The 18,585-nt window shown below is 38.0% G+C and carries 15 protein-coding genes, 1 tRNA gene and 2 riboswitches; of the genes, 14 read left to right on the forward strand and 2 right to left on the reverse strand.

What is annotated here, in order from left to right; all coding sequences use genetic code 11:
• The first annotated feature begins 13 nt into the window (after positions 1-13).
• The 3 genes from ACQ334_RS24470 (at position 14) to ACQ334_RS24480 (ending at position 4,633) form a co-directional block, all read left to right on the forward strand.
• On the forward strand, positions 14-469 hold the full coding sequence (locus ACQ334_RS24470) for a hypothetical protein (protein ID WP_430990909.1): 456 nt from the start codon (positions 14-16) through the stop codon (positions 467-469).
• Between the two features lie 11 nt (positions 470-480).
• Positions 481-1,086, forward strand: a complete 606-nt coding sequence (locus tag ACQ334_RS24475) for a hypothetical protein (protein WP_430990910.1) — start codon at positions 481-483, stop codon at positions 1,084-1,086.
• 742 nt (positions 1,087-1,828) lie between these two features.
• A complete protein-coding gene (locus tag ACQ334_RS24480) occupies positions 1,829-4,633 on the forward strand; it encodes an outer membrane beta-barrel protein (protein WP_430990911.1) in 2,805 nt (934 codons plus the stop codon).
• A 174-nt stretch (positions 4,634-4,807) separates the two neighbouring features.
• On the opposite strand, the gene ACQ334_RS24485 is transcribed toward ACQ334_RS24480, so the two are convergent.
• Positions 4,808-5,656, reverse strand: coding sequence for an NAD(P)-dependent oxidoreductase (locus tag ACQ334_RS24485; RefSeq protein ID WP_430990912.1), 849 nt, complete (start codon positions 5,654-5,656; stop codon positions 4,808-4,810).
• 236 nt (positions 5,657-5,892) lie between these two features.
• Between ACQ334_RS24485 and ACQ334_RS24490 the strand changes: the two genes are divergently transcribed.
• The 11 genes from ACQ334_RS24490 (at position 5,893) to ACQ334_RS24540 (ending at position 17,689) form a co-directional block, all read left to right on the forward strand.
• Complete coding sequence (locus ACQ334_RS24490; RefSeq protein WP_430990913.1) at positions 5,893-6,774, forward strand: helix-turn-helix domain-containing protein; 882 nt, start codon at positions 5,893-5,895, stop codon at positions 6,772-6,774.
• 125 nt (positions 6,775-6,899) lie between these two features.
• The gene (locus tag ACQ334_RS24495; protein WP_430990914.1) at positions 6,900-7,712 is read left to right on the forward strand and encodes a class I SAM-dependent methyltransferase; all 813 of its coding nucleotides are present in this window, start codon (positions 6,900-6,902) and stop codon (positions 7,710-7,712) included.
• Positions 7,713-7,832: 120 nt separating this feature from the next.
• Positions 7,833-8,017: riboswitch (cobalamin riboswitch) on the forward strand.
• 130 nt (positions 8,018-8,147) lie between these two features.
• Positions 8,148-10,082: a TonB-dependent receptor plug domain-containing protein gene (locus ACQ334_RS24500; RefSeq protein ID WP_430990915.1), complete on the forward strand. Its 1,935-nt coding sequence runs from the start codon at positions 8,148-8,150 to the stop codon at positions 10,080-10,082.
• A 206-nt stretch (positions 10,083-10,288) separates the two neighbouring features.
• Positions 10,289-10,485: riboswitch (cobalamin riboswitch) on the forward strand.
• Positions 10,486-10,691: 206 nt separating this feature from the next.
• A complete protein-coding gene (locus ACQ334_RS24505; RefSeq protein ID WP_430990916.1) occupies positions 10,692-11,663 on the forward strand; it encodes a ribonucleoside-diphosphate reductase small subunit in 972 nt (323 codons plus the stop codon).
• A 147-nt stretch (positions 11,664-11,810) separates the two neighbouring features.
• Positions 11,811-14,210, forward strand: a complete 2,400-nt coding sequence (locus ACQ334_RS24510; RefSeq protein WP_430990917.1) for a ribonucleoside-diphosphate reductase subunit alpha — start codon at positions 11,811-11,813, stop codon at positions 14,208-14,210.
• A gap of 9 nt (positions 14,211-14,219) precedes the next feature.
• A complete protein-coding gene (locus ACQ334_RS24515; protein WP_430990918.1) occupies positions 14,220-14,450 on the forward strand; it encodes a cysteine-rich CWC family protein in 231 nt (76 codons plus the stop codon).
• 64 nt (positions 14,451-14,514) lie between these two features.
• Complete coding sequence (locus ACQ334_RS24520) at positions 14,515-15,108, forward strand: MarC family protein (RefSeq protein ID WP_430990919.1); 594 nt, start codon at positions 14,515-14,517, stop codon at positions 15,106-15,108.
• A gap of 111 nt (positions 15,109-15,219) precedes the next feature.
• A tRNA-Arg gene (locus ACQ334_RS24525) sits at positions 15,220-15,291 on the forward strand.
• A gap of 209 nt (positions 15,292-15,500) precedes the next feature.
• The gene (locus ACQ334_RS24530) at positions 15,501-16,349 is read left to right on the forward strand and encodes a hypothetical protein (protein ID WP_430990920.1); all 849 of its coding nucleotides are present in this window, start codon (positions 15,501-15,503) and stop codon (positions 16,347-16,349) included.
• A 355-nt stretch (positions 16,350-16,704) separates the two neighbouring features.
• The gene (locus ACQ334_RS24535) at positions 16,705-17,244 is read left to right on the forward strand and encodes a helix-turn-helix domain-containing protein (RefSeq protein WP_430990921.1); all 540 of its coding nucleotides are present in this window, start codon (positions 16,705-16,707) and stop codon (positions 17,242-17,244) included.
• Between the two features lie 61 nt (positions 17,245-17,305).
• The gene (locus tag ACQ334_RS24540) at positions 17,306-17,689 is read left to right on the forward strand and encodes a hypothetical protein (protein WP_430990922.1); all 384 of its coding nucleotides are present in this window, start codon (positions 17,306-17,308) and stop codon (positions 17,687-17,689) included.
• A gap of 284 nt (positions 17,690-17,973) precedes the next feature.
• Here ACQ334_RS24540 and ACQ334_RS24545 read toward each other — a convergent pair whose 3' ends face one another.
• Positions 17,974-18,444: a response regulator transcription factor gene (locus ACQ334_RS24545; RefSeq protein ID WP_430990923.1), complete on the reverse strand. Its 471-nt coding sequence runs from the start codon at positions 18,442-18,444 to the stop codon at positions 17,974-17,976.
• Between the last annotated feature and the right edge of the window lie 141 nt (positions 18,445-18,585).

Below are 18,585 nucleotides of genomic sequence, written 5' to 3' on the forward strand. Positions count from 1 at the left end.
TTAACATAAGATCATGACAAGAAACATTAAATATTTTCTTTTTTCACTCCTTACGGTAGCTGCATTTCTTATGCTCAGGCACTGGCTCGACCGGAAACGGGAAAAAATACAGGATATAGATATTGTGCGTGCGGATATGTATGAAGGTGATTCGCACCTTGGAACATGGGCGCAGAAAAATGGCAATGTATTGGTAACTTTTCGTTTAAAGCGTGATGGCAATTTTAATTATGAGGTAGATGAGGGTACCTCGAAAGATACTGTCCGATATGCAGGAAAATACCTGCTGCTACCTGCTTCGGGTAAGGATGGCTGGGACTATGTACGCCTGGTGGCTGTGAGCGATAAAGGCGATACTATCATCAATCATTTTATTGAAACCACCCATGCTACAAAAAGAGACGTGGATGTATTGAGCCTGAAAACAGATACTACCGCTGCTATGCTTTTTTATCGTGTAAAACAATAACTATGTATCGAATGTTTTATTTACCCCTTGTTATATTGGTGGCCTGCTCCAACCCGGCGAACAAACGGGCGATAAGTATCGATGAACTCGACAGCATCCAGGCGCAGGATAAATCAACCTTGGAGCAGCTTGCCCCTACGAAAGATATGCTGAGCGCTGCTGAACTGGTGAAACTTGCAGACTGCATTGATTTGCCATGCGTGCAATTGTTTATGAAAAACCATACTACCGATTTTGTGCAGGCATATAAAGGCGAGTTTAATGCGTCAATGCACATCAGTGTAAAAGATACATCGGGCAATGAACTAACCATTCCTGCAGCTACGTTGTACATGTATGCAGATCCGCAGGCCACATGGCGTATAGCCCATACCGTACACACAAAACAAATGTGCGATAGCTTGCTGGATGAATTTAAAGCACTGGGATTTCAATCTGTTGATAAAGATCATTTGGTCACTTTTGATAGTAAGGACCGGTATATTTCTAAAAGATATCCCGGTATAGATATGTATTTTACCCCCAGCCTCAGGCCCTGGTACTTTAAAGGAATATACCAAGTTAAGATTCCGTGGCTTTGCTATGTATTTGAAATATATAAAACTGGCACGAATTAATCAGGATTATGATTTAATATTTTTATTCACTTAGAAAATTTGCAAGCCTTTTCAAATCATCTATAAAATGGTTCGAAAAACGTCCAGCTCGCTAACCCAAAAAAGGAAAGTTGATAAAGCTTTCCTTTTCTTTTTTTTGCTGAAACTATTGTCTGTACTTAGTTTGATTAAATAGCATTTTTAGCTTCTTCAACATGGTTTTTGATATTGTTGCCAATTTACTTTCGCTCTAAAAACGTCAATGGAACCACATCCAATTTGCAAATCATTGATTGGCTGTAAATTTATAATGGGCATCAAATTTTCTTGCAAAAAATCCGGTTAAGGCGACTAAGCAGGAATCGAACCCTTTAAAATCAATATGAAACCATCAGCCATTACTTTTAAAAGCAGTTTTATAGCTGCTGCAGTACTTCACAAATGTTACCTGCTTCTCTAATCTATAAACAATATGGAATGACCTTTTAAAAATTCCACCTGTATTTTCAGATTTGCAGTTGTTTTTCAATTCTGGGATAGTGCTTACAAAAAACACACTTACCACCCGTTTTATAAATTATCTGAATTACTATGCAACATATATCATATCGTCTTGTCTCTATAATTGTGTTCGTCATTTGCAGTTTTGCCGCAGTGCTAAAAGATACAGTATGTAGAAATCTGACAGCTTAAGGCGGTCGAAATAAATGTAGGAAAAAAGTATAGCAATTTTAATATAGCCATTAAACAAGTGAATTAAAAAATGAAAAACATTTTATTGCTTTTTATGTGCGTAGCCATATGCACAACAGCCTTTCCGCAGGCAACACTCAAGGGAAAATTGATAGACAGTACAGCAAAAACACCGCTGGGTTTAGCTACCGTAACTGTTTTTAAAGCAGCTGATACAGCCATCATTACTTACAGGTTAAGTAACCCTGACGGTGATTTTAAAATTCCGGGGTTACCATTTGATGTGAATTGCAGGGTGGTAGTTTCGTATAGTGGTTATAGTGGGTACAGAAAAGAATTTACCATTAAAAGCGATCAGTCTGTTTTAGATCTTGGCAATGTTTACCTATCGCCCGCTTCCGTAGCAATGCAGGAAGTGGTTATATATTCGGAACGGCCACCCGTTGTAATTAAAAAGGATACCGTTGAATTTAATGCATCTGCTTTTAAAACATTACCCAATGCATTGGTAGAAGATTTGTTGAAAAAATTACCTGGCGTACTGGTAGATAAAGATGGAAACATCATGGTTAATGGCAAACCTGTAAACAGGATATTGGTTGATGGCAAAACATTTTTTGGTGATGACCCCAAAATGGCTACCCGTAATTTACCGTCGCAGGTGATTGATAAAGTGCAGGTAACGGATGATAAAGAAGAGATGTTGCGTAATGGAGATGATAATGCGAACAACGTAGGCAAGGTGATCAATCTGACATTAAAAAAAGGGATAAAGAAAAGCATGTTCGGCAAAGCCTATGCTGGTGGCGGTGGCGGGCCGCAGGGTGGCCGGTATGAAATGGGGGCTATAGCAAATATTTTCAGGGATACACTGCAGGTAAGTGTGATGGGCTATTCCAATAACCTTAACCGCCCCGGCTTTACCGTAACAGATATGCGGCAAACAATGGGTATCAGCCGCTCGATAGAAACGATGGGAGGTAACTCTAACAATAACAACAATACCAGTAATTTCGGTTCCTCATTCAGTATCAATGATATCAATTTTGGAGGAGAATCACGTAACGGCGGTATCACAAAAAGTGATGGTGTTGGCATCAACATCAACCACTCGCCCAACAAAAAACGATCTATCTACGGTCAATATTTTTATGGACGTGTTCATACGGATGTACAAACTGAGAACAGAACTGATATCTATAAAGAAGATACCGTAATCAATAATTTTTCAAAACAACACTATACCGAGATCGGTAATTCGCATGTGTTTGGAGCTGGCGCAAATTTAAAGCCCGACTCTACAGTAAACCTCATCATTGGCTTAAACTATGTAATATCCGGAACCACATCAGAAAGAAATGATGACAGAAGTGGCGTCAATAATTTTCTGGGACACTTAAACAACGGTTTTGTAAATAGTACAGGTGATCTGAAAACTAACATGTATAGTCACAATATAATGTTCACCAAACTATCTAAAAGTAAAAAAGGGCGACGATTGAATATTACGCATTACATGGGATATAGCGAAAGAGACAGAGATGATTATACTACTGCTGATATTGCATACCAGCAGCCCGTTATCAAAGATACCTCTTACCAGCAATTGCGTAATGAATGGGTACCAACGTGGACGGCTAACCTGTCCGGCAACTATAGCGAGCCCCTGATCAAAAACTTTTTCTTCAGGTTAGGTGCACGCTACGATTATGAAAAACTGGATGACAGGGTGGGCACATTTGCAAATAACACAATTGACCCTATCAAAGGTCTCAGCAGCAGGTTTAGCAGGGAAAGCAATAAGTATAGCGTTTCCGGGGGAATTGAATACAGGTACAAAAACTTTACTTTCCGGCCAGGCATACGTTATCAATCGCAAAAATTTGACAACAATATATACGCATTAAATCAGTCAATTAAACAGGAGCAGCGCAATGTACTGCCACAGTTTGATTTTGTGTATAAAAAATTATCGCTTTCGTATAACCGGGATGTAGTGTTACCTTATTACACTAACCTGGTACCGGTGTTGAACAATAGCAACCCTTATATGACAAGGTTGGGCAATCCTGATCTTAAACCGGCATTACAAGACAGGGTACGCATTACATTGAACGCTTACAGTCCTAAAAGTACTTTGGGTGTATGGTCATGGTTTGAAGCCTCGCAATCGAAAAATGTGATAGTAGACAGCATTACTTTAGATCAGGGTGGTATACAAACGGTATATCCGGTAAATGCAAATGGGTATAAACGTGTTGCTGCTAATTTTGGTTTGAACCAGAATAAAAGGAATGCAACAAATTTTATGATCCCATGGAATTTTGGTACCTGGACCGAATATGTTCAAAACTATTTTTACTTTAATGGCGTTCGAAGTTTGCAAAACAGGTTGAATTGTAATTTCTGGAGCGGCATTGGATTTAATTGGGATGATAAGTTGGAGCTTAACCAGGAGTACTCCTTTAGTTACCGCTTTGTAAAGAATAGCAATGCTGGTTTTGAAGATATCAAAACATTTAGCCAAACGATCGGTACAGAAGTAATAGCCCGTTATATAAAACATGTAATATTCGATACAAGATTGCGTTTAATCATGAACGATATGTTTGAAGATCCGGCATTGAAAAAGATATACCTATGGAATGCTGCAGTAAATTTCACTTTCTTTAAAGATGAAAGAGCCGTATTGCGGATAAGTGCAAATGATATTTTGAACCAGGGAAAACAAGTGTACATGTCGCCCAATCAAAATACAGCATTCTTTTCTAAGGGGGATGTACTGGCCCAATATTTTTTGTCCACTTTCACTTATAACCTAAGGCCTGCAGGCGCAAAGAAAATAGCTGCAGGTGGAAAGTGGTCTTTGTTTTAAGCGGTGGGGTAAAAAATAATTGGCCAGGGAATACCAGGAAGCAAGAAATTTTTTTGCATTCTTGCGTAGCCCAACTGAACCTTTTTTTATCGATCAACAAATTTGCAAGCCTCTTCAATCAGCATGGCCTGCTGCTACGATTAAAGTAGCAAAGCAATCATTTGCCCCACACAGTTATAAATTATCTTTTGCTATTACGCTCCAGTCATCGGTGCCATGCCCTTTCGCTATCCAGCTATCCATTGCTGCAGCTATAGCTGGTATTAAGGTTAGTGTCATGCCTTCTTCATTTGCGGCGCTCATCATTAAGCCTGCATCTTTACGAGCCATGTTCAGTTCCCACGATGGCTTGCTGAAATCACCAGCTATTATTTTATTGAATCTTGCAGGCATGCCTGCTCCCGGGTTCCATGACTCAAACAGTGTAGCCACATCAGCAGGTGAAATATCCAGTGCCTTGGCTAATGCAAGTGTATCAGATAAGCCGGCAGTAAGTGATAAAAGAAAAAGATTGCCTATCAGTTTAATACCCGATGCTTTACCTTCCTCAGGGCCAAAATTCAGTAGCTTACCTGTCATTTTTGATAATTCCGGCGTTACACTGCCAATCACTTCCTGGTTGCCCGATACCAACATATATCCACTACTTTCCAGCGCATTTGATGGTCCCATAAAAACCGGTGCATGCAGGTAAGTAAATCCTTTGGCTTTCCAGGTTGCAGTTCTTTCCACAGCGCCTTTTGCTGATGTGGTTGTATGGTCAATGATCATTACTCCGGGTTTAAACCCTGTACTTGCAGCTTCTAATATTTCATTTACCGTATCATCATCTTTAAGGGTGAGGTGAATAACATCAACTCCTTTCACTGCATCAATAATATTATCAAATGCTTTTGCACCATCTACTTCAAGTGCTTTTGCTTTTGATGTTGTCCTGTTCCAAACTTGTACCTTATCTCCTTTGCGGAGCATTGCTTTAACAAAATTGGAACCCAAAAGCCCCATTCCTAAAAATGCTTTCATAAACTGTTTTATTTGTTTGGCAAAGGTAGCGACTTGACAAATTGTTTTATTTAAACAAATGAATTTAAAAAGGGAGTTGTAACGAAATTAAAAAGTTCTATATCGGTCACTATATAACCGCAATGCAGGGTAGGTTGATGAACTTATCCAGGTATACAAATTTTATGCTGGTAGCAAAGTTTTCAATTTTCCAATCTTCCCTGTAAGTATTACTTTTACAAGGCTAACAAAAGGTTATGATTAATTTCCAGGAAAAAGTATTAACCTATCCGCAATATTGCAGGCAATTAACCTGTAGCGAATCACTGATTACTATTTTCAACTGCCCTGCAGAAGCCAGGCTGATGCAAAATAAGTTTGCTGATCTGTGGAGCCATGAAAATTATATTTTTTATGTACTGGAAGGTAAAAAAGTATGGCACACTGCACAGGGATCCTACGAAATCAGTGCCGGAGATTGTGTGCTGGTTAGAAAAGGAGCCTGGATACTGGAACAGTTTTTTGATATCGGTTTTTGCCTTGTCTTGTTTTTTATACCCGATGAATTTATTTGTGATACACTTAAAAACAAATCAATACCACTCGTAAAGAAGACAGATAAAGCTTACAGTCCGGTCATCAGGTTAAATGCAAGTGAAACGCTCCGGTCCTTCTTCACTTCTATGTATGCTTATTTTTCCAGTACAACAGACCTTGACAGCTCATTGTTAGAATTGAAATTCAGGGAACTTATCCTGAATATTGCAGGTGATTCGGCTAATGTAGAGGCACTTTCTTATTTCTGTTCATTAGTTAATGAGCCGCAATCCTTGTCGTTGGAAAGAGTGATGAATGATAATTATTGTTTTAACCTTAAGCTGGAACAATATGCATTGTTGAGCAATCGCAGCCTTTCAGCATTTAAGAGAGACTTTCAAAAAATATTTTGTACCACACCCGGTAAATGGCTGATGGAAAAAAGATTACTGCACGCAAAATTTCTGTTAAGTAACAAAAATAAACAGATCAGCGAAGCCGCATTTGAAAGTGGCTTTGAAAATCTATCTCATTTCAGTCGTGCATTTAAAATGCGTTTCAATATATCTCCCCTGGCGTTTAAACAGCAGCCGGCCATATGAACTTTTCAGCAAAAAGAATGAACGCTGCAGCAATAAAGGGATCCGGTTAAAAAAATAGTTTTGAGGTGTACTTGATCATGTTGTTATTAAACAGGATCGAATTGTAAACCTTTAAATTAAATCAAATGAATCCAAACAAAACATTGTGGGAAAAGGGTGATTTTACCCGTATTGCTGAAACTATGAGGGAAAGTGGTACCCTGCTGGTATCTAAACTGGGAATTACAAAAGATATGGATGTGCTGGACCTTGGATGCGGCGACGGCACCACTGCAATACCTGAAGCAAAGTTGGGTGCCAATGTTTTAGGAGTTGACATTGCCAGGAACCTGGTAGAAGCAGGTAACATCCGCTCTAAAAAAGAAGGCCTGGCTAATTGCATTTTTAAGGAAGGCGATGCCACTGATCTGAATGAACTGAAAGACGAAAGTTTCGACCTGGTAGTGAGCATCTTTGGTGCAATGTTTGCACCTAAACCATTTGATGTGGCTAAAGAAATGGTTCGTGTAACCCGTAAGGGTGGACGCATTGTGATGGGTAACTGGATACCTGGCGACCCAACGCTAGTAGCACAAATATTAAAGATCAGTTCTGCATACACACCACCGCCACCGGAAGGTTTTATCAGCCCGATGCTGTGGGGAGTAGAGGAGCATGTAACAGAGCGTTTTGTAAATGCTGGAATACCCAAAGAAAATATTTTATTTGAAAGGGATACTTTTACTTTCAATGCATCGTATGCGCCCCAGGAATTCCTGCACAATTTTAAAAACTATTACGGACCCACCATGAATGCTTTTGAAGCTGCAGAAAAAAATGGCAATGCTTTGCAACTGGAGCAGGAGCTGCAAACATTATTTAACAGCCGCAACCAAAGCACAGCTGCAAACAGCACTGTAATTCCCGCTACTTTTTTACGGGTTACAGTTACCTGTTAACAACAGGGTTTGCCGGTTGTTTGGTACACTTAATATTTTACAGTCAATCCTTAGTGATTGGCTTTTTTTATTTCTCCACACCAGGTAGAAAATTATACGGTAACTAAAAATTAAAGGCCTTACATTTGCGGCAGATTTGGTTGCCGATGTCAAATCGGTATTAAAAGGGAATCCCGTTAAAATCGGGAGCTATCCCCGTAGCTGTAAGCTCTGTATACTGTTTGTTCTTCAAGCCACTGTTTAAATGACGGGAAGGCAACAAACAGGGAGTAAGCCAGAAGACCTGCCACGTCTGTCAACAATCATTCAAAGCTTTCGGGTGAAAGGCATGGAGTGTAAAAGCTGTAAGGCATTTATATTTCTTTCCCGTGGTTGGTGTCAGCACCAAACACAAATTTTCCGGAAGCAGTTACAACAAAAAAATTTTTCAAAAAAATGAAAAGAAAATTTTTTATTGCGGCTGCTGTTATTATCAGCAGTACGGCACAGGCTCAAGACAGTACAAAACTTTTAAATGAAGTGGTAGTGGAAACAGCTACCAAAACACCTGTAAAACAATCGCAGACAGGTAAAGTGGTAACCGTAATTACCAAAGAACAAATTGAAAAAAGCAGTGGTAAAACAGTTGCACAAATTTTAAATGAACAAGCCGGTATTACTGTTAACGGCGCTTACAATGCACCGGGCAGTGTACAAACCATTTTTTTAAGAGGTGCTTCATCGGGCAGAACATTGATCTTACTGGATGGCATTCCGGTAAGCGATCCATCCATGATCAATAATGAATTTGACCTGAATCTTTTTTCTATCAATGATGTGGAAAGAATTGAAGTGTGCAAAGGCGCCCAGTCTACTTTATATGGCAGCGATGCCGTTGCAGGCGTGGTGAATATCATCACGGTAAAAAAAGATATCAATAAACCTTTCAACATTAAAGCCACTACCGGCTTCGGCAATAAAAATACCACCCGGAATAACCTGCAGTTGTATGGTAAAGAAGGAAAACTTACTTACACCACACGTTTTGCAAAATTAAAGACCAATGGTTTTTCTTCTGCATACGATAGCACAGGCGCAAACAATTTTGACAATGATGGTTATGATGGTAATGTGATCAGTGCTGCGGTGCAGTACCAGGTGGTGCCGTCTTTACTGGTAAAAACATTTATCATGCACAGCCAGTATAAAGCAGATATTGATGCAGGTGTTTTTGCCGATGAAAAAGATTACACTATAAAGAACAGTAACCTCAGCTCTGGCGTTGGTGTAAATTTTAAAAAAGGGATCGTAAATATTACAGGTAACTACCAGTATGGTGAGCTGAAAAGAACTTATCGCAATGACAGTTTATTTGTTCGCCCTTTTGGAACAAAATTTGAAAGCAACCGCTATGGAGGCCGTACACAATACGGAGAATTATTTGGTAATGTTACTGCAACAAAATGGTTAACTGTTATTACAGGTGTTGATTACAGGTGGGGCAATATGAACCAGCAATATTATTCGCTGAGTAGTTTTGGCCCTTACAGCAGCAATTTTGCTGATAGCGCATTGCATCAAACCTCTTTCTATTCTTCTTTATTATTTACTGCACTTGATAAAAAATTACATATAGAAGTTGGTGGAAGAACCAATAAACACTCCCGCTACGGAACCAATAATACCTATACTTTCAATCCTTCATATTCTATCAATAAAAACTGGCGTGTATTTGGAAGTATTGCATCAGGATTTAAAGCGCCATCTATTTTCCAGTTATTAGATAAGTTTAGTGGCAATCCGGAGCTGGCTCCTGAAAAATCCACCAACTACGAATTTGGCGTACAGCAATCCAACGAAAAGATCAACAGCCGTGTAGTATATTTTCACAGAGATATAAATAATGGTATTGATTATGATAATTATCATTCCAGGTATTTCAACTATGTAAAACAAATTGTGGATGGTGTGGAAATAGAACTTACGGTTGAACCTGTAAAAAATTTAAGTGTATCAGCTAACTACACTTTAATTACCGGCGACGAACAAACACAGAGCAGGAAAAATACACATGATACCACCTACAGTTATTTGCTACGCCGCCCAAAAAATAATTTCAATTGTAATATAGGCTACCAGTTTACTAAAGCCATTTATGCCAGCATTACCGGCAAATCGGTAAGCAGCCGTTACGATGTGGGTGGATACAGAAAAGAAGACATCTTGCTGGATAGTTATTTTATATTGAGTGCTTACGCAGAATATAAATACAGCAGCAATGTAAAATTCTTTGCCAACGGGCAGAATATTACCAACAAAAAATTCTTCGACATCAGGGGGTATAATGCCATGCCTTTTTTAATTAATGGCGGGGTAACGTTTAATTTATAGTTATACCGGATTAAGCCGCTACCAGCGGAAGATTCAGCTCTTAAAGATAATTCCCTTTGAATGACTGTTTTAAAACCCCGGATGGGCATCCTTTTCAAGGTGTTTCATCCGGGGTTTTTAACTTTAAAAAATCTTCTCCAACTTTCCCAAAATGTTTCTAACATTAGGTGTATAACAAATTAACACAAAAATAATTTTCTACTTTACTTTGCAACCAGATTTTTGGTTTTCGCTTTAATAACAATTGAAATGGAATTAAAAGGGAATCCTGTGAAAAACAGGAACTATCCCCGTAGCTGTAAGCTCCTTAAAATTGTTTAAACTTCAAGCCACTGTTACATTTGACGGGAAGGCAATAAACAACGGAGTAAGTCAGAAGACCTGCCAGAAATCTGCACCTAGTAACCGCTTTCGGGTGAAAAGCAATGGTACTGCAAGTTTTTAGCCGCTTTATTGCCGGTGTCATACTTTCAGCACTATACCCTTCATCTAAAGTGAGTTTTTAGGATAAGCAGCAACAAAAACCTGCGGATTGACATTTCTTATTAGTGATAATTAGTGCAATTCGTGGCAAACAAACATTCACGCAGTGAATATCAAATTTTTATCATGCAGCATTCCGACGAAATTCTTTTAAAAGAAAATAAAGACCGCTTTGTTATCCTGCCTATCAATTATCCCAAAATATGGGAGCAGTACAAAAGGCACGAAGCCAGCTTTTGGACAGCTGAAGAAATTGATTTGAGTGGCGATATGAAAGACTGGGAAAACCTGAATGATGGTGAACGTCATTTTATCAGTCATGTGCTGGCATTTTTTGCAGCCAGCGACGGGATAGTAAATGAAAACCTTGCCGTAAATTTTATGAGTGAAGTGCAGTTGCCGGAAGCAAGGTGTTTTTATGGTTTCCAGATCATGATGGAGAATATCCACAGCGAAACCTATGCTTTGCTGATTGATACTTACATTAAAAATGCAGAGGAAAAACATAAATTATTTCACGCTATTGACACTATACCAGCCGTGAAGAAAAAAGCTGAATGGGCTTTGCGCTGGATCGATAACGGCACTTTTGCAGAAAGATTGGTTGCATTTGCTGCAGTGGAAGGTATATTTTTCAGCGGAAGCTTCTGTTCCATTTTCTGGTTAAAGAAAAGAGGCTTGATGCCGGGTCTCACTTTCAGTAATGAACTCATCAGCCGTGATGAAGGTTTGCATTGTGAGTTTGCCTGTTTGTTATATAAAATGCTGAAAAATCAGTTGACAGAACAGCAAGTACAAAAAATAATTACCGATGCGGTAATTATAGAAAAAGAATTTATTACCGAAGCATTGCCGGTGGGATTAATAGGAATGAACGCCGAACTGATGCAACAATATATTGAGTTTGTTGCCGACAGGTGGTTGAGTGAATTGGGGTATGCCACTGTATTCAATACCACCAATCCATTTGATTTTATGGAGATGATCTCTTTACAAGGCAAAACCAATTTCTTTGAAAAAAGAGTAGGCGATTATCAAAAGGCAGGGGTGATGGGAACTAAAGAAACACAGTCGTTTTCCTTAGAAGAAGATTTTTAAAACGTCAATCGTCAATGGTGAGACGTGAATGGTCACTGATGAACAGGAAGAGTATTACTACTATAAAACTCTACACTCACGATTCACCACTCACGCCTCACGAAATAACAGCGAGTACTAACTAATTAAAAAAATAGAGACATTAACATGCATGTAATTAAGAGAAATGGCAAAACAGAATCAGTAAAATTTGATAAAGTAACCGCAAGAATAGAAAAATTATCGTACGGCCTTAGCCCGATGGTAAATGCAATTGATGTAGCTAAAAAAACTATCGGTGGTATTTACGAAGGTGTACCCACTACAGAACTGGATAATTTAGCAGCAGAAACTGCAGCATCTTTAACCATCACACATCCTGATTATGCAATATTAGCGTCGAGGATTGCGGTGAGTAATTTACATAAAAATACAGTGAAGAGTTTTTCAGTAACCATGCGGAAACTGTATGACTATATAGATTCAAAATCAGGCAAAGCATTACCACTGATAGCTGATGATGTGATGGAAATTATTGAAGCCAATGCAGACCTGCTGGACAGCACCATTATTTACGACCGTGATTTTGCATTTGATTATTTTGGATTTAAAACTTTAGAAAAATCTTACCTGCTGAAAGTTGATGGTAAAATTGTAGAGCGTCCGCAACATATGTACATGAGAGTTGCTGTGGGTATTCATAAAAATGATATAGAGAATGTGGTTAAAACCTATCACTTAATGAGTGAGCGCTGGATGACACATGCTACGCCAACTTTGTTTAATGCAGGTACACCAAAACCACAAATGAGTTCTTGCTTTTTGTTAACCATGAAGGATGACAGCATTGATGGTATATATGATACGTTGAAACAAACAGCAAAAATTTCCCAAAGTGCCGGTGGTATTGGTTTGGCCATACATAATATAAGAGCAACCGGTAGCTATATTGGCGGCACTAATGGTACCAGCAATGGCATCATCCCGATGTTAAGAGTATTTAATGACACCGCAAGATATGTAGACCAGGGCGGTGGAAAACGCAAAGGTGCTTTTGCAATTTATTTAGAACCATGGCATGCTGATGTGTTTGAATTTTTAGACCTGAGAAAAAATCATGGTAAAGAAGAAATGAGAGCAAGAGATTTATTTTTTGCTTTGTGGATGAGTGACCTGTTTATGAAAAGAGTAGAGGCCAATGAAGAGTGGAGCTTATTTTGTCCCAATGAAGCACCAGGCTTAAGCGAATGCTGGGGCGCTGAATTTGAAAAACTGTATACCGGTTACGAAGCTGCAGGCAAAGCAAGAAGAACGGTGAAGGCACAGGAGCTTTGGTTTAAAATTTTAGAATCACAGATAGAAACAGGCACACCTTATTTATTGTATAAAGATGCTGCTAACGGAAAAAGTAATCAGCAGAATTTAGGTACTATAAAAAGCAGCAACCTATGTACCGAAATTATGGAATACACCAGCCCTGAAGAAGTGGCGGTGTGTAACCTGGCATCATTGGCATTGCCCCGCTTTGTAATTGATGGTAAGTTTGATCATGAAAAATTATATGAAGTAACCTACCAGGTAACAAAAAACCTGAATGCAGTTATTGATAATAATTATTACCCGGTACCGGAAGCTAAAACTTCTAACATGAAACACCGCCCCGTTGGATTGGGTGTGCAAGGTTTGGCAGATGTATTTATCATGTTGCGTTTGCCATTTGAAAGTGAGCTGGCAAAAATTCTGAACAAAAATATTTTTGAAACCATCTACTTTGCTGCTATGACAGCGAGCAAAGACCTTGCAAAAAAAGAAGGTACTTACCAGACATATGAAGGCTCCCCGGTTTCAAAAGGTATTTTTCAATTTGATATGTGGGGTGTAACACCAAGCAACCGTTGGGACTGGGCTGCTTTAAAAGCAGAAGTGAAAGAACATGGTGTAAGAAATTCATTATTGGTAGCACCAATGCCTACAGCATCTACTTCACAAATATTTGGCAACAACGAATGTTTTGAACCATACACTTCTAATATTTATACAAGAAGAGTATTGAGTGGGGAATTCATCATCGTTAATAAACATTTATTAAAAGACTTAGTGCAGTTAGGTTTGTGGACAAACAGCATGAAAAATAAAATCATTGCTGCTAATGGTTCTATTCAAAATATAAATGAAATACCAGCTGATATAAAAGAGTTGTACAAAACAGTTTGGGAAATAAAGCAACGTAATATCATTGATATGGCTGCCGACAGAGGTGCTTACATCTGCCAGTCGCAATCACTGAATTTATTTGTGGATAGCCCTTCTGCATCTAAGTTAACTTCCATGCATTTTTACGCCTGGAAAAAAGGATTGAAAACAGGTATGTATTACCTGCGCTCACAGGCAGCTACGCAAGCGGTTCAGTTTACAGTGGAAAAACAAGGCAGCGAAGAAATTGTGCCCGTAATGCCTAACGCTGAAATTGTAAATAATACAGCAGCAATTGTTGATACTGTAGAAGCAACCCAGGTTGACGGGCCTACCTGCAGTATGGAAGATGGTTGTGTGAGTTGCGGTTCTTAAAAATTACCCATGAGTGTTCATGAAGATAAATATTGCCCACGTTGCAACAAGGTTTTTGAGTGCAAAGTGGGCAATATTACCCAGTGCCAATGCTATGGCCTGTCTTTATCTGACGAAGAAAGAGCATATATCAGCACTGCATTCAGCGATTGTATTTGCAGGGAATGTTTACTGCAGATGAAAAATGACTTTATAAATTCTAAGCACCGGTTCATCTCTCAGGCAAAAAACCACCGGTAAATACGGCAGCACAAATGTTTTAAACACTCACCGCAGAACTTTATCTTTGCAAAAAACCTTCATTATGCAATGGGGCGAATACAGTTTTAAGCAATTGCTTTCTGTTACATTTACATTATTTGCTATAATAGATGTGGTAGGTTCTGTACCTGTACTGGCTTCATTAAGGGCAAAAATGGGCGGACAAATAAAATCCACCCAGGCCACATTGGTAAGCGGAGGGTTAATGATCTTGTTTTTATTTGTAGGTAATCAGTTTCTGAATATATTGGGGCTGGATGTAAAGAGCTTTGCTGTAGCTGGTAGTATTGTAATTTTTATATTAGGGTTAGAAATGGTTTTGGGTATGGAATTTTTTAAGCCTGATACCGGTAATGCTAAAAGCAGTAGCGTGGTGCCAATTGCTTTTCCCCTGATTGCAGGAAGCGGAACGCTTACGACCATAATGAGTTTGAAAGCGAACTATGACGACATCAATATTTTACTGGGCATTTTAATTAACTGTGTCATCATATACATTGTATTAAAATCGCTGAAGTGGATAGAGAAATTTTTAGGTCCTAATGGGATGGTAGTGATAAGAAAATTTTTCGGTGTAATATTAATTGCTATTGCCGTTAAAATATTTGGAACTAATATTGTAAAGTTTGGAAGGTAAAAAGTTAACTCGTTAATCAGTTAATTGGTTTATTTGTATAAATGCAAAAGGTTTTAGTTAATGAAGGACTTACTGATAAACAAGTAAACCAATTAACCAATAAACTAAATTGGCCTCGTAGTACAATGGATAGTATAAGAGTTTCCGAAGCTCCAGATCCAGGTTCGATTCCTGGCGAGGCCACACTACACCTACTAAACCCTTGATTAATAAGGGGTTTATTTTTTCAAAGGTACAGAAAAGGTACAGTTTTTCAAAATTCCCGCAAATAAGGGTAGGACACTCCTATATTTCAAAACATAACATTCCAGTTATTTTACGATTTTTTAAGCCAGTTTATTTTTGAAGATTGTACATTTAATAATTCAAAAATTTTGCCCTTAATCATTGAAATGACCGAACCTCCTTTAGAAAAATTACTCACAGAAATAGTATATGAAACTGTAGAGGATTTGATGCCTGCAAATCAAAATGACATTATCAAAATTTTAAAGGAAGATTTATTTACTGTTGAATACCTATTTCTTTTAGCCGATCCTTCCCAGGCAAGTAAGTTAAACGAATACCTAACCCCAAAATTTGAAGAGATAAATAAAAAATGCCCGAGTTTTTTTGCTGATGAAAGTGTATTCGATAGATTGACGATAATTGAGAGATCTATATTGTACAAGTTTATAAAAGCACTTGGCAGTTTAAAAGAAAATAAATTATTGCTTTTGACTGAAATTGAACAAAAAATAACTGATCTGACATTCTTAAATCCGATTATTGTACCGCAAAATAAGGCAAAGGAAATATTAAGCTATATCCAATACGAAAGAAGGTTGATGTCTAAGTCCGATTCTTATAATCCTAACGAATATTATTACTGGAATTATCCTGTAGAGAAGTTACATCAGCTGTATAATTTGCTTCTGCAGCAACAAATGGTGGCAGAAACTACTACCTTTTTGCAATCATTTTCAAAATATGATGTAGACCCTAAGTTAAAAATCATTTGGAAGAAAGACCAAAGATCGTTGTTTGCTTTGCTATATCTCATTTATAAAAAGGAGCAATTTTATTATAGCGAAACAATTGATGAAATAGCCTTCAAACTTTTTGTAGTGGAGGGTTCCAAATTGTTAGTTAAATATGTAAAGGAAAACTACCGTAAGTTTTTTGAGAATGTGAAAGATCCGGCATACATGACTAAAAAACATTCGAAGATATTAGATATAATTTCTGAATTAGACCTTTAAAAAATAGGCGTCATTTTCCTCCTTTTTTTCCTCCTTTTTACGTTGGATTCCCCATTTTATGCTTGCAATTTTACACTTAGTAAGAGCTTTCGGTCCTACTACCTAATAGCAGTTGTTTTTCACACCATGGTTATTACTTTATTAGAAAGATAATGAAAGCTTGCTTACAGTTTCATAGCGTAATGATTATGCCAGCGAGAGGTAAGCGTGTTGAAGGCGACGAGATGTGGTCAATTGTACTACCCAAGAAGCAATTGTCCGTTGGTTGATAAAAAATATGGAGTTGGTAAAGTATCTACCAGGGTTGCAATAATTCTGAATTTTCATATTTATAAATATTTTAAACAAAGAGTGTATGATTTGTCCAGTAAACAATAGAGACTTAATGGCAATGATTAACTGTCAACTGCAAAAGGCGCATAAAAAATCTAATGTTGGCGAAGTCACCGTTTTGAAAAGCGTAACGCACGGTGAATCACTTTTCCAAAACTTTGCGCTAAAAAATTCTGCTGAAAACTTAGCAGCAGTAATTAGTTTCTGCACTGAGTATCAAATCTCAATTTCAAATTATGTTGATCATGGAAAAAGGGCAATTAAAGATATTTCTATATCTATAGCTGATGCGTTATTTGAACTCAAATTCAATTTTACACTTCCCAATTTATTAGTGCTCACTAAGCATTTGGTGGACAATGAAATGAGCGCTGATATTGTACAACCAACAAATAATATTCTAAATATCAAACAGGCTGCTGTAGAATTATCTATGTCCGTTCAGACGTTACGGAATAGGGCTAAAAAAGGAGAGATTCCAGTATTTGGCAAATCAGTTAAAGGATACAGATTTGAAAAAACGGTGCTTTTGGAATGGGGTAGAAATTACAGAAATAAATAAAATAGCTAAGGCAGTTTATTGCAAGCACAAAGAGATATTTTAATTTAAAAAATGAGTCATTATGGATAGTAATTTTAAAAAGGACAAGCTCAAAACCATCAGTGCAAAAATTACGACCGAGGCCAGGGCTGATTTGGATGAAAGGGCTAAAAAGGCAGGGATGATAATGTCAGATTACTTAAGACTGATAATTGCCCAGGTAGGTGTAGAAGGAGACAAAGATAACGTTACGGACCTGTCGCCAAAACAAGATATGAAAATGGTGCCTGATAATGGCACCTGTTGTCAAAATCAATTAATTGTAAACCAGCTTCAGGAGATTGCGGAAAAACAGGATGTTATTTTGAAAAATATTACTGATGAAAACAGCAAGATGTTCTATAGCATAATGTTTGGGGTTGTAATTCTTATAATTGGATGCACATGCTTCATAAGCGATCACTGAACAAAATAGTTGTCTAATTTGTAGGTTAATAAGGCAACGGCATATTATGTTGACCTTGACTTGTGGAATTCTGCAAAAAATTTTGTTATACCCCATTCGTTTACACACGCATAAATTTGCTTTCCTCGCTTTTAGTGTTCAAATATCAATACTGTAATAGTTGCCTTTTCGGTTATATCATTAGAGTGTTATGCGAAAAGAAGTAAAATTAGTTCTAAAAGAAGTATTTGTAATGACCCTATCGGATAGAAAGGTTATCGATAAAAAATTAGCAAGTGAAAAGATCACAAAGTGACCAGTCCGTTCTTTATCGCATACAGCGCAAGGCCGATCCTTGTTTTTAATTCTAGTTTTTCGCATAGCGCATCGCGGTAGCCTTCTACTGTTCTCACACTGATCGACATCTTATCTGCGATTTCTTTATAGGCCAGCTCGGTGCAGCACCATCTCAGAAATTCGGTTTCCCGTTCAGTAAGGTTTACAAATACAGCAGCATTACTTTTTGAATCAGCAAGCTGGGAAACAGACTGCATTACTTTCCTGGTAATCGTTTCATTATAAAAATAGCCCTTACTTAATACCTCATCAAAGCTCAACCGAAGTTCTTCAGTGTCTGCATCTTTAAGTAAATAACCCTTTGCACCACATTTGATCATCCTAATAATAGCAGCATCTGCATCCATTGTACTTAGTGCAAGCACTTTTACCTGGGGATAATTGTAATGGAGAAACTCGGTTGCTTGATACCCATCCATTTCGGCATCTTAATATCCTGAATAGTCCTTAAATAAGTTGACAGATTTTAAAATTATCCCGGTTGCCTCAAGTAGCCGGGGTTTTTGTTTGATAAATCTCATCTGGCGTTTTCATTTTTAATGCCAGGTGAGGTCTTTTAC

The sequence above is a fragment of the Ferruginibacter sp. SUN106 genome (genome assembly GCF_050611765.1).
In the GTDB taxonomy this organism is placed as follows: domain Bacteria; phylum Bacteroidota; class Bacteroidia; order Chitinophagales; family Chitinophagaceae; genus Ferruginibacter.

Bases quoted from the DNA above. Each gene is read 5' to 3' on its own strand.
- ACQ334_RS24540 (WP_430990922.1), top strand. From the start codon at position 17,306: ATGGATAGTAATTTTAAAAAGGACAAGCTCAAAACCATCAGTGCAAAA.
- ACQ334_RS24530 (WP_430990920.1), top strand. From the start codon at position 15,501: ATGACCGAACCTCCTTTAGAAAAATTACTCACAGAAATAGTATATGAA.
- ACQ334_RS24515 (WP_430990918.1), top strand. From the start codon at position 14,220: ATGAGTGTTCATGAAGATAAATATTGCCCACGTTGCAACAAGGTTTTT.
- ACQ334_RS24495 (WP_430990914.1), top strand. From the start codon at position 6,900: ATGAATCCAAACAAAACATTGTGGGAAAAGGGTGATTTTACCCGTATT.
- ACQ334_RS24505 (WP_430990916.1), top strand. From the start codon at position 10,692: ATGCAGCATTCCGACGAAATTCTTTTAAAAGAAAATAAAGACCGCTTT.
- ACQ334_RS24490 (WP_430990913.1), top strand. From the start codon at position 5,893: ATGATTAATTTCCAGGAAAAAGTATTAACCTATCCGCAATATTGCAGG.
- ACQ334_RS24470 (WP_430990909.1), top strand. From the start codon at position 14: ATGACAAGAAACATTAAATATTTTCTTTTTTCACTCCTTACGGTAGCT.
- ACQ334_RS24500 (WP_430990915.1), top strand. From the start codon at position 8,148: ATGAAAAGAAAATTTTTTATTGCGGCTGCTGTTATTATCAGCAGTACG.
- ACQ334_RS24510 (WP_430990917.1), top strand. From the start codon at position 11,811: ATGCATGTAATTAAGAGAAATGGCAAAACAGAATCAGTAAAATTTGAT.
- ACQ334_RS24485 (WP_430990912.1), bottom strand. From the start codon at position 5,656: ATGAAAGCATTTTTAGGAATGGGGCTTTTGGGTTCCAATTTTGTTAAA.
- ACQ334_RS24535 (WP_430990921.1), top strand. From the start codon at position 16,705: ATGATTTGTCCAGTAAACAATAGAGACTTAATGGCAATGATTAACTGT.
- ACQ334_RS24475 (WP_430990910.1), top strand. From the start codon at position 481: ATGTTTTATTTACCCCTTGTTATATTGGTGGCCTGCTCCAACCCGGCG.
- ACQ334_RS24520 (WP_430990919.1), top strand. From the start codon at position 14,515: ATGCAATGGGGCGAATACAGTTTTAAGCAATTGCTTTCTGTTACATTT.
- ACQ334_RS24545 (WP_430990923.1), bottom strand. From the start codon at position 18,444: ATGGATGGGTATCAAGCAACCGAGTTTCTCCATTACAATTATCCCCAG.
- ACQ334_RS24480 (WP_430990911.1), top strand. From the start codon at position 1,829: ATGAAAAACATTTTATTGCTTTTTATGTGCGTAGCCATATGCACAACA.